At 35.1% G+C, this 11,773-nt stretch carries 10 protein-coding genes; 9 read left to right on the top strand and 1 reads right to left on the bottom strand.

Annotated features, from left to right (window positions below; all coding sequences use genetic code 11):
* The 6 genes from CLV94_RS12165 (at position 1) to CLV94_RS12140 (ending at position 7,747) form a co-directional block, all read left to right on the top strand.
* A complete protein-coding gene (locus CLV94_RS12165; protein ID WP_121376943.1) occupies positions 1-603 on the top strand; it encodes a sugar transferase in 603 nt (200 codons plus the stop codon).
* Positions 560-1,207, top strand: coding sequence for an acetyltransferase (locus CLV94_RS12160; protein ID WP_317125117.1), 648 nt, complete (start codon positions 560-562; stop codon positions 1,205-1,207). The genes CLV94_RS12165 and CLV94_RS12160 overlap by 44 nt, the downstream gene beginning before the upstream one ends.
* 7 nt (positions 1,208-1,214) lie before the next feature.
* On the top strand, positions 1,215-2,363 hold the full coding sequence (locus CLV94_RS12155; RefSeq protein WP_121376772.1) for a DegT/DnrJ/EryC1/StrS family aminotransferase: 1,149 nt from the start codon (positions 1,215-1,217) through the stop codon (positions 2,361-2,363).
* Between the two features lie 228 nt (positions 2,364-2,591).
* The gene (locus tag CLV94_RS12150; RefSeq protein ID WP_121376942.1) at positions 2,592-4,541 is read left to right on the top strand and encodes a polysaccharide biosynthesis protein; all 1,950 of its coding nucleotides are present in this window, start codon (positions 2,592-2,594) and stop codon (positions 4,539-4,541) included.
* A gap of 54 nt (positions 4,542-4,595) precedes the next feature.
* Positions 4,596-5,375 carry a polysaccharide biosynthesis/export family protein gene (locus CLV94_RS12145; protein WP_121376771.1) on the top strand — a complete coding sequence of 260 codons (780 nt, stop codon included), beginning with the start codon at positions 4,596-4,598 and terminating at the stop codon, positions 5,373-5,375.
* Positions 5,376-5,380: 5 nt separating this feature from the next.
* A complete protein-coding gene (locus tag CLV94_RS12140) occupies positions 5,381-7,747 on the top strand; it encodes a GumC family protein (protein ID WP_121376770.1) in 2,367 nt (788 codons plus the stop codon).
* Positions 7,748-7,792: 45 nt separating this feature from the next.
* On the opposite strand, the gene CLV94_RS12135 is transcribed toward CLV94_RS12140, so the two are convergent.
* The gene (locus CLV94_RS12135) at positions 7,793-8,527 is read right to left on the bottom strand and encodes a tyrosine-protein phosphatase (RefSeq protein ID WP_121376769.1); all 735 of its coding nucleotides are present in this window, start codon (positions 8,525-8,527) and stop codon (positions 7,793-7,795) included.
* A gap of 206 nt (positions 8,528-8,733) precedes the next feature.
* Between CLV94_RS12135 and CLV94_RS12130 the strand changes: the two genes are divergently transcribed.
* From CLV94_RS12130 to CLV94_RS12120, 3 genes are read left to right on the top strand one after another with little or no spacing between them, the layout of a single operon-like run.
* Positions 8,734-10,017 carry an ABC transporter ATP-binding protein gene (locus CLV94_RS12130; protein ID WP_121376768.1) on the top strand — a complete coding sequence of 428 codons (1,284 nt, stop codon included), beginning with the start codon at positions 8,734-8,736 and terminating at the stop codon, positions 10,015-10,017.
* Positions 10,018-10,024: 7 nt separating this feature from the next.
* Entirely contained in the window at positions 10,025-10,831 is an 807-nt protein-coding gene (locus CLV94_RS12125; RefSeq protein WP_121376767.1) for a class I SAM-dependent methyltransferase, read from the top strand.
* Between the two features lie 12 nt (positions 10,832-10,843).
* Positions 10,844-11,770 (top strand): glycosyltransferase family 2 protein, encoded by a 927-nt coding sequence (locus CLV94_RS12120; RefSeq protein WP_121376766.1) that lies wholly within the window; start codon positions 10,844-10,846, stop codon positions 11,768-11,770.
* Positions 11,771-11,773: the final 3 nt, after the last annotated feature.

Below are 11,773 nucleotides of genomic sequence, written 5' to 3'. Positions count from 1 at the left end.
ATATACAGAAACTTTTTTAAAAAAGTGATTGATTTTATCGCAGCTTTGATTGTCTTGATAATTTTAAGCCCTGTTTTTATTTTGGTTACACTATTTCTATTCTTTGCTAATAATAGCCAGCCTTTCTTTCTTCAAAAACGTCCCGGAAAAAATGGTAAGGTCTTTAAAATAATCAAATTTAAGACGATGAACGATAAGAAGGACAGACAAGGGCAGCTACTTCCTGACGCCGAACGTTTGACTAGGATTGGTTCCTTTGTCCGTAAGACTTCACTCGATGAGATTCCACAGCTAATAAATGTTATGAAGGGAGACATGAGTCTCATAGGGCCTAGGCCATTGTTGGTGCACTACCTCCATTTGTATTCGGATTTTCAGAATAGGAGACACGAAGTAAAGCCAGGAATTACGGGGTGGGCACAAGTTAACGGAAGAAACGCAATAAGCTGGGATAAAAAATTTGAAATGGATGTATGGTATGTAGACAATATATCCTTTAAATTAGATTTAAAAATCATTTTTATGACAATTCAAAAAGTGATAAAAAGTGAAGGAATAAATGCAGCGGATGCTGCTACAATTGAGCCTTTTAATGGGAAATAAAGTTTTATTATACGGAGCAAGTGGACACTGTAAGGTCATTATCGATTCTATTCATTTAATGGGCGATACAGTAGAGGTCGTATTCGATGACAATCCTCAAAAGACCAATATATTTGGTGTTCCGGTCATTCAAGCGAACGGACATAAAATTAACAAAGAAGATTTATTGGCGATTTCTATAGGAAATAATAGAGTAAGAAAGACCATTTCTGAAAGAATAAGCGCCAAATTTCATACGGTAATACATCCTACAGCAATAATCTCTAAATATGCTTCTATTGATGAAGGAACCGTGATTATGGCTGGAGCTATTATTAATCCGGATTCTGTAATAGGTAGGCATTCGATTATTAATACGGGAGCTATAATTGATCATGATTGCCATATAGGCGACTATACGCACATCTCTCCGAATGCTTCTTTAGCAGGGGATGTTGTAGTTGGTGAAGGAAGCCATGTTGGGATTGGAGCTTCTATTATACAAGGAGTACGGATTGGCAAATGGGCAATTATTGGCGCAGGAGCAGTTATCTTAAAAGATGTTGAAGATTATGCAGTAGTTGTAGGGAATCCAGGAAAAGTTATTAAATACACAGAAAAATAATACTAAAATGAGTAATCAAAAAATATGGCTTTCATCTCCCCATATGGGAGGAACTGAGCAAAATTATGTTAATGAAGCTTTTGAGTCCAATTGGGTTGCGCCATTAGGTCCTAATGTCACAGGGTTTGAAGCTGATTTAGAAAAATATATAGGACAGAATTCTTATGTTGGGGCTTTGAGTTCCGGAACTGCTGCCTTGCATTTGGGTTTGATAATTTTAGGTGTCAAAGCAGGAGATGAGGTAATCTGCCAAAGCATGACTTTTTCGGCTTCAGCTAATCCGATTATGTATCAGGGAGCAACACCAATTTTTGTCGATAGTGAAAAGGAAACATGGAATCTTTGTCCGATTGCTTTAGAAGAGGCAATAGTTGATAGAATTGCAAAAGGGAATAAGCCAAAAGCAATAATAGCAGTTCACCTGTATGGAATGCCTTATAAGGCGGATGAAATACACACTGTTGCGAACAAATATCAAATTCCAGTCCTAGAAGATAGTGCTGAAGCACTAGGAAGTCATTATAAAAAACAAATGTGCGGTACGTTTGGTGAGATTAGCGCTTTATCTTTTAATGGCAATAAGATTATAACAACTTCTGGAGGAGGGGCAATTGTAGCAAAAAATAAAGAAGTAAAAGAAAAAGCTGTTTTTCTTTCTACTCAAGCCAGAGATAATGCGCCTCATTATCAGCATAGTGAGGTTGGGTATAATTATAGAATGAGCAATATATGCGCAGGAATTGGCCGGGGTCAGATGGAGGTCTTGGACAAGCATGTTGCTTTGCGAAGAAAAATGAATGAGTTTTATGTAGATTATTTTAAGAATATCGACGGAGTGACAGTACTGGCTGAGCCAAATGATGATTATTTCTCGAATCACTGGCTTTCGGCCATTATCGTTGATCCGGAAAGAACTCATGGGAAGAATAGAGAAGATATGCGATTGGCCTTAGAAAAGGAAAACATAGAGAGCCGTCCATTATGGAAACCTATGCATTTACAGCCCGTTTATGAAAAATATCCTTACTATGGGAAGGATGTAGCAGAAAAACTATTCGAAAAAGGACTGTGTCTGCCTTCAGGTTCTAATCTTACCGAGGATGATAGAAGTCGTATCGCCAATGTACTGAATATTTTTTTTGAAATAGCTAGATAAGTAATTTGTTATAAATTTAACCTATAGCTTGTTAATGAGTTCTTTTGATGTGTAAAAAATATAAAATTAAGAAAAAACGTTAATGAGTATTTAAAATTTTAATAATCACTTAACATTGTTGTTTTTTGTATAACTTTGCGCAAAATTGCAAGAGCATTTTTGGAATTCCCCCGAATTAAAAACTTTTGAAAATTGAAAGAATTAGACAAAAAAAATTTTACGTCTGATATGCGAAATGCTATACCGGGACGGAAATTAAGCTTTAGTTTTAAGAATTTGGGATATCTTCCCAGATGGGTTGTTTTATTACTCGATTTGGGAATTGTATTTGCTGCAGGTCTTATAACCTACTTGTTGCTGAAAGGAATCAAGCTGACTTATATCCCTGATGGCTATCTCTTTTATGGAACAATCCTTTATTTTGTAGTAAATATTTTTTTCTTTTGGGTCTTTCGCACTTATTCGGGAATCATAAGGCATTCTTCCTATATTGATGCTGTTAAGATATTTTTTGCCCAATTTTGCGCCCTAATTACTCTTGTGTTTGTCAATTTTGTATTCCTTCTTGATCACGAATATAAGATATTTTTAAATACAGGTATATTTATTAATGGGGTTCTTTCGTTTTCTTTTCTGTTTTTTTACAGGATAGTTGTAAAGCAAACTTTTGAAAAATATCTTAATATTTCGAGAAAAGATGGGCAAATGAGAGCACTGATTTATGGATTTGACAATAATGCCATAGCCGTTGCTAATGCTTTGAGATCGGAAAACCCAAGCCGATTTAAACTTATTGGTTTTATTGATAAATTTAGCCAGAATAGTTCAAAAAGGATTCTGGATCTCCCTATCCTGCAACTCAAGAGAAGAGTTCCTGTAGTAATGCGTTCTGTTGGTGCTGAGGCACTTATTATAGCAGATAAATCTCTTACTAAAGAGGAAAGATTAGCTATAGTCGATGAATGTTTGGAATACAACTATAAAGTGTATACAATACCTTTAATTACTGACTGGGAAAATCAGGAAGAAATTTCAAAAAATATTAAAAGCTTTGAGATTCAAGATTTGCTAGAAAGAAAGCCGATTGTTCTTGATACACACTCTATATCTTCTCAATTAAGAGGCAAGACCATTATGGTTACCGGAGCGGCTGGTTCTATTGGAAGTGAAATTGTAAGGCAAGTAATAGGATTTAATCCAAAGACTATTGTTATTCTGGATCAAGCTGAAACACCATTACACAGCCTGTCATTAGAAATTGCAAATTGCAATCCTGAAATAACGATTCATAACGTTTTGGCCGATGTAAGAAATAAACAGGTGTTAAAGCAGGTTTTTAAGCTATATCAACCGCAAGTTGTGTATCACGCAGCAGCATACAAGCATGTCCCATTAATGGAAGAAAATCCTTCGCAGGCTGTATTTACAAACATATTAGGGACTAAAATCCTTGCCGATTTATCTCATAAATATAAAGTAGAACGTTTTGTGATGGTTTCTACAGATAAGGCTGTAAATCCAAGTAGTGTGATGGGCGCAAGCAAAAGAATTGCAGAAAAATATGTTCAGTCCTTAAATTATAAACATAGGAATGATTCTGAAAATAATGGCACTAAGTTCATAACTACACGATTTGGAAATGTATTAGGGTCAAATGGCTCAGTGGTACCACTTTTTAAGAAACAAATCGAAGAAGGCGGGCCAATTACAATTACACACCCTGATATTATACGATATTTCATGACTATTCCCGAAGCTTGTCAGCTAGTTCTTGAAGCTGGTGCAATGGGTAATGGAGGCGAGGTATATATCTTCGATATGGGAGACCCAGTTAAAATTATTGATCTGGCGAGAAAAATGATTAAGCTGGCAGGATTTATGCCTGATAAGCAAATCAAGATCAAAATAGTAGGTTTGCGCCCTGGTGAAAAATTATATGAAGAATTGCTTAATGATACAGCCAAAACATTGCCTACACATCATGAGAAGATTATGATTGCTGAAGAAACTTTTGATGATTTTGATGCGGTGAGTGAAGCCATACATGACTTAATAGATACTTCGGAAATTACTTCTAATGAAGGAATTGTTGCTAAAATGAAATTTATTGTGCCAGAATTCAAAAGTATGAATTCTGTTTTCGAAACGTTAGACAAAAATCACGCCAACCAAATTTAGTCCATATCTAGGCTTTTAATCCTTAAATAGCATCTTTACACAGAAAATTCCAATATGAAACGATTCTTTTTCTTCAGGCCGATAATTTTAATTTTGACTTCTATTTTTGTTTTTTCTTGTGCTTCAAGAAAAGGAGTAGCATATTATCAAAATATTGATCAATTGCCAAACCTTGAAAATTCTGCCTCTTACGAAACACATTTGCAACCAGATGATTTATTAATGATTGTTGTCATGGCTGAAAATCCAGAAGTAGCAGCGCCTTTTAATCTTCCATCTGTAGTCATGCAGTCAAATACAGAATTTGAAACACAACAACTGCGAATGAATAGCTATCTTATCGATTCTAATGGATTCATACAATTTCCTATAATTGGAGCAATTAAATTGGGAGGATTGACTAGAACGGAAGCTGTTGGAAAAATGAATCAAGAGCTCTCAAAATATATAACAAAACCATCTGTTAATCTGAGAATACTAAATTTTAAAATTACTGTTCAAGGAGAAGTAACACAGCCTGGAGTTCATAATATTACAAGTGAAAGAATAACCTTAGCTGAAGCCTTAAGTTTATCTGGAGACTTGACTGTCTATGGCAAAAGAGAAAATATTTTGATAATAAGAGAAAAAGACGGAAAAAAACAAGCTACACGTGTTGATATTACCAAAGCTGACTTTTTGAATTCACCATATTATTATTTATCACAAAATGACATTGTATATGTGGAGCCGAATAAAACAAAAGTAAATTCTTCTGTTGTAGGGCCAAACACTTCTATTGTTATCTCTGCCGTTTCTTTAATTGTTACTATTATAGCCTTAACCGTTCGATAAATATTATGAATAATAATCAAGAATTATCGCAAGAAAATCAAGAATCTGACTTTAGTATCCGTGAACAGATAGAAAAATATCTTGCTCATTGGAAATGGTTTCTCTTTACAATTATTATTACTCTTGTATGTGCCTTCATTTATCTTAGATATGCAACGCCGCTCTATAGAGCAAATGCTACAATTTTAGTAAAAGATGATAAAAAAGGCGGGCTTGCTTCGGAATTTTCTGCCTTGTCAGATTTAGGAGTACTTGGAGGTTCTAAAAGTAATGTGGATAATGAAGTAGAAGTCTTGAGATCCAGAACGCTAATTTACAATACTGTCGAAGAGCTGAAGTTAAACGTCTCTTATATTAATCATGGAAGAGTAAAATCCGTAGAATTATATAAAAATTCTCCTATCGTATTTCTCTTTTTTCCTAAAGCGAAAGACAAGAAATTCAAAAAAACAATATTTCAAGTAGGATCGGTTAATAAAGACACTTATAGACTGACTTACGCTGATAAAGAAATTGGAATTTTTCGATATAATAAATTAATTTCTTCTACTCTTGGAAATATTTTAGTTACAAAATCCACTCGGGAAGATTCTAAACTAAATGGAGAATTCTCGATTGATTGTGAAGTTTCTCCGTTAGCTAAAAAAACGCAGAGTTTTAAATCAAGATTAAATGTAAGTCCACTAAGTAAGAATACCAGCGTTGTAGAGCTATCAATAGTAGATGAAGTTCCAGAAAGAGGCGAAGACTTTTTAAATACTCTAGTAGAAATTTACAACCAGAATGCAATTGAGGATAAAAATCTTGTTGCTGAAAAAACATCGCAATTCATTAGCCAACGTTTAGAATTCATTACCAACGAATTGTCTGACGTAGAAAAAGATGTAGAAGGTTTTAAAAATCAAAACCGTCTTACGGATATTGAGTCTGAGACAAAATTGTTTTTAGAGAATGCATCAGATTATGAAAAGCAAAAAATTGAAACAGAGATTCAACAAAACGTAGTTGCTTCAATGATTTCATTCTTGAAAAGTAGTAAATCAGAAGATTTGGTTCCTACGAATATTCTTTCAACAGGTACTGACTCTGAAGCAGGAAGCCTTATCGCAGAATATAATAAATTAGTAATAGAAAGGAATAGAATTGCTACAGGTGCAACCTTAGATAATCCTGTCGTAAAAAATGCTGACAAAAGAATAGTTGCACTCAAATCGAATATTCAACAAAGTCTTTATAGGTTACAATCTTCTTTGAATATAAAAAGGAGGAATCTTGATAGAGAAGGGGCAGAAATAGGAGGCAGAAAAGCACAAGTGCCCCGTCTCGAAAGAGAATTTAGAATTATTGATAGGCAACAAAAAGTAAAAGAAGCACTCTATTTGTATCTTCTTGAAAAACGTGAAGAAACAGCTCTGACGTTGGCTGCAACAGAACAAAGTGCAAAAGTTATTGATTCCGCTTTAAGTTCTGAAGTACCAGTTTCGCCAAAAAGAATGATAATTTATTTAGGAGCGCTTCTTGCAGGATTGGCTATTCCTTTTGGGATAATTTATATAATGGACTTGCTTAATACTAAAATCAAAACTAGACAAGAAATAGAAAAACGTCTGGCAATTCCATTCCTAGGAGATGTTCCTAAATCTGAATCACATGAAGAAATGATCAATACCAATAGCCGCTCTAGTTCAGCTGAGGCGATCCGAATTGTGAGAACCAATTTAGAATTCATGTTGACAGGTGTTCAAGGCGATAAAGGAAAGGCAATATTTGTAACTTCAACAATTCCAGGGGAAGGAAAGACTTTTATTTCTGTAAACTTAGCTGGTACTATTGCGCTGTCTGGAAAAAAAGTATTGTTGGTGGGAATGGATATTAGGAACCCGAAATTAGCAGAATATATACCAATAAAATCTGAAGGAGTTACAAACTATCTTTCGAAACATGACAGAAATCTAGAAAGCTATATTACTAAACTAGATAATTTTGAAAATTTCCACGTATTATCTTCAGGAGTTATTCCGCCAAATCCAGTAGAACTTTTGATGAACGACAAGCTTAATAAAATGTTTACAGAGTTGAAAGATACGTATGATTATATTATCGTAGATACAGCTCCGGTTAGTGTTGTTACAGATACACTTTTGATTGCTAATAATGCGGATGCATTTATTTATGTAGTTAGAGCCAATTATCTAGACAAGCGTATGCTGCATGTCCCAGAAATGTTCTATAATCAAAAGAAATTGCCAAACATGTCTCTTGTATTAAATGCTACAGAGATAATGAAGAAAGGCTATGGCTACGGTTACGGCTACGGTTATGGAGTTCAAGAAGAAGTAAAACCTTGGTACAAAAACATATTCAAGAAATAAGTATCTTACAGAAACAGAAAAGCCCTTTTTAAAGGGCTTTTTTTATTATCGTTTAAAAAAGTTATTGTGTTTTATTGCTTCTTTCAATGCGGTTGTATCTGAGAATAATAATTTTTTGTCAAAACTTCTCAAGTGATTTTCGTGATGCAGGTCAGAACCCGTAAAATCAATCATTCCTTTTTCTAGAAGCTTTTGTGCAACCTTGGCAACGCCTGAGCCATAATATCCTACGGTCGACAAGAGGTTTAATTGAAAGAAACAACCGGCCTTCTTTAATTTTTTATACTCGTCAAAATTATTGTGATAAAAAATATACCGTTCTGGATGCGCCAATACAGGCTGATATCCCGCCACACGTATGTTGAAGATGATCTCATACAATTGTATGGGTGGATTGATATAAGACATTTCCACAAGAATATAATTGTCTTTTAGCGTAAGCAATTTCTCGGATTCGATTAGCTTTGAGAAAGAATCATCCATCATGTATTCTGCGGCGGCATTAAACGATGGATTTATATTTTCTTGTGCAAGCTTTTCAGTTGTTGAAGCAAGAAGCGTTTCAATTCCAGACCTTGAATTGTCCCAGATATTTTTGATGACATGAGGAGTCGTGATGAACTGCTCAAAACCTATTTTCTGTAAAGATTGGACCAGAAAAAGTGTGGTTTCAAAGTTTTTAGAGCCATCATCTATTCCCGGTAACAGATGAGAATGGATGTCTACATAGCTCTCAATAAGGTCTTTAAGAATCGGCTTGTTTTTAGTAAAGAAGAACAAAGTTGTATGGATTTAAGATTCAGTTGCAAATTTATGGCATAAATTTAATAATCCTTATTTTTTATAACAGAATATATGAAATGGTGCAGTCTTTAGAGGTATTTTGACAAGACGTAATCGTTTAAATTAAATTTCTTATTGCATTATAATTGTTATATTTGGCAGGCCACATTACAATCGCAACATTTTAAGTTTCTACCACAAAAATGAGCAATGAAATAATACTGAAAGCTGAAGGAATTTCAAAACAATACCGCTTAGGTAAAGTGGGAACAGGAACACTCAGCCATGATCTTAACCGCTGGTGGGCAAACATCCGCGGCAAAGAAGACCCTTACCTTAAAGTAGGCGATGTCAATGATCGTTCCTCAAAAGCCACATCAGACTATGTCTGGGCTTTACATGATATTAATTTTGAAGTCCATAAAGGCGAAGTTTTAGGCATAATTGGCAAAAATGGAGCCGGCAAATCAACACTGCTCAAAATACTTTCAAGAGTTACGGCACCGACAACCGGAGTCATAAAAACAAAAGGGCGCATTGCTTCTCTACTGGAAGTCGGCACGGGTTTTCATAGCGAAATGACCGGACGGGAAAATATTTACCTGAACGGAGCCATTCTCGGAATGACCAAAAAAGAAATCAAATCTAAAATTGATGAAATCATTGAGTTCAGCGGCTGCCAGCGCTATATTGATACACCTGTAAAAAGATACAGTTCTGGAATGACTGTTCGTCTAGCATTTGCCGTCGCTGCCTTTTTAGAACCTGAAATTTTAGTTGTCGATGAAGTGCTGGCTGTTGGTGATGCCGAATTTCAGAAAAAAGCCATTGGAAAGATGCAAGACATTTCAAAAGGTGAAGGGAGAACGGTTTTGTTCGTGAGCCATAACATGGCAGCGGTCAAGGGTTTGTGTACTAGAGGAATTCTGCTCGAAAAAGGACAAGTTAGTTTTGAAGGTGCGGTGGAAGACTGTATTGACCGATATTTAAAAAATGCCGAACAGCAGCCGTATAGAGATTGGAGTATTGAAGAAGCTCCGAGTTCCGATTTTATCAAGCTGAAGGAAGTTAAAGTTTTAGATTCTACGGACAAAGTAGCGCTAAACCATCTGATGTCGCAGGATATAAAAGTAGAATTCACCTATGAAATTTTAAAAAAAGAGCAGCGGTTTACGCATGGTTTTAATTTGTTCAACAATCAAGGACTGCATATTTTGAGTTCACATGACAAAGACTCTTCAACTTTAGAAGAACCTCTTTCTTTAGGAGTGCACAAAAAGACCATCACCATTCCTAAATTTCTTTTAGCCGAAGGGAGCTACACCTGCAGTTTTGCCATCATGCGCTACAAGCCCTTTTTTGTAGAATTTCATGAAATGGATATTGTAGGCTTCAACGTGATAGAAATTAAAAATGATACATCCGCACGGGGTGATTATTCAGGAAAAATACCTGGAGTAGTCAGGCCGTTATTAAACTGGGAATAAAAGCATAATGAAAAACTGGACAGGAGAAAGGCTGGAAACTTTCGTATATAACAGGATAGCAATCGAACATCTGCACAGGTATTCTATTGCAACAGAATATTGCAGTGATAAGATAGTCCTCGATATAGCTTGTGGCGAAGGTTACGGTAGCCATTTGATGAGCGAAAAAGCTTCTTTTGTTTATGGAGTTGATATTGACAACGAATGCATTTCACAGGCAAAGCTGAAATACAAAAAACAAAATATTGAGTTTTTAGTCGGCAGTACGAGCAAAATACCTTTAGAAGATAATTCGGTTGATATTGTCGTAAGTTATGAAACGATCGAACATCATGATGAACATGATGAAATGATGACGGAAATAAAAAGAGTGTTGAAACCAAACGGCCTATTGATTATTTCTACTCCAGATAAATTGTATTATTCTGACATGAGGAAACTGGAAAACGAATTCCATGTGAAAGAATTGTACAAAGAGGAATTTTCAGACTTAGCATCTCGATATTTCAGCCAAACACAATTGCTGTCGCAAATTTATAACAATGGCAATTCCATGGTGCTGGACGAGCAGTATCTCAAAGAATTGAAATTCTTTTCAGGAGATTATGCTGCAATTAGAGAAAAAAAATGGAATGCACTCTTTTTAATAATTATAGCTTCTGACGGCGATTTTAAAAGACAAAATATTTCAGTTTTTGACGGAGGAAGCATCAGCAAGAAAGAATTGGTGAATGAAATCCAAAATAGCGCTACCTATAAAGCGGGACATTTTATATTAAGTCCGTTTAAGTTTTTGAAAAGAAAATTAAAATAAAAGAAGTAGGATATGTCGGAATCTGCGTCCATGGATCATAAAATATATGTCATAATTGTGACCTATAATGCCATGCGTTGGATTGAAAAATGTGTAAATTCTGTTCTAGATTCCTCTTCCAAGGCTACGTTAGTAATCGTCGATAACAATTCGTCAGATGCTACTGTAGAAACCATTAAAAACAAATATCCGCAAGCCATTCTCGTAGAAAATAAAGAAAATTTAGGCTTTGGGAAAGCAAACAATATCGGACTGAAAATAGCTTTGGAAAAAGGAGGAAACTATTTTTTACTGCTAAATCAAGATGCTTACCTGAAAGAAGACACGTTGCAGAAATTGATGCTTCAAATGGAAACTCATAAAGGCTATGGAATCTTGAGCCCGATTCATTTGGATGGACAAGGAAATCAGATTGATTTGTATTTCCAAACCTATATCAATCCAAGCAATTGTAAGAACTTGTATTCTGATGTTTATCTGAATAAAAAAATGAAGTCGGTCTATGATGTCAGGTTCGTCAATGCCGCTATTTGGCTGCTTTCCAAAAAAACGTTGCAAGAAGTAGGAGGCTTTAATCCCTATTTTTTTCATTATGCTGAAGACAACGATTATGTCAACAGATGCAAGTTTAAAAGCTTAAAAGTTGGCGTTGTACCCGATGCTTTCGCCTATCATGACAGAGAGCAGCAAGTCAGAAATTCTAATCCTAGAAATTTGGCAAATCTTCAGGATTTAAAGCTCATGAATCCTAATAGTAATTTATCTGCAAACAAAATGATACGACTGACCTTCAAGAAAACAATTAAGGCACTGGTCAATTGGAATAAATCTGATTTTTTAGATTCGATACGATATCTTAAAAAACTCTATAGCACAAAAAAACAAGTTGCAAAAATTAAGAATGAAATAAAAAATAATCCTTATCCTTTTCTTAACTAATTC

Origin of the sequence: Flavobacterium endophyticum (assembly GCF_003634455.1) — a bacterium.
Lineage (GTDB): Bacteria > Bacteroidota > Bacteroidia > Flavobacteriales > Flavobacteriaceae > Flavobacterium > Flavobacterium endophyticum.
This window is presented reverse-complemented; position numbering and strand designations above follow the sequence as displayed.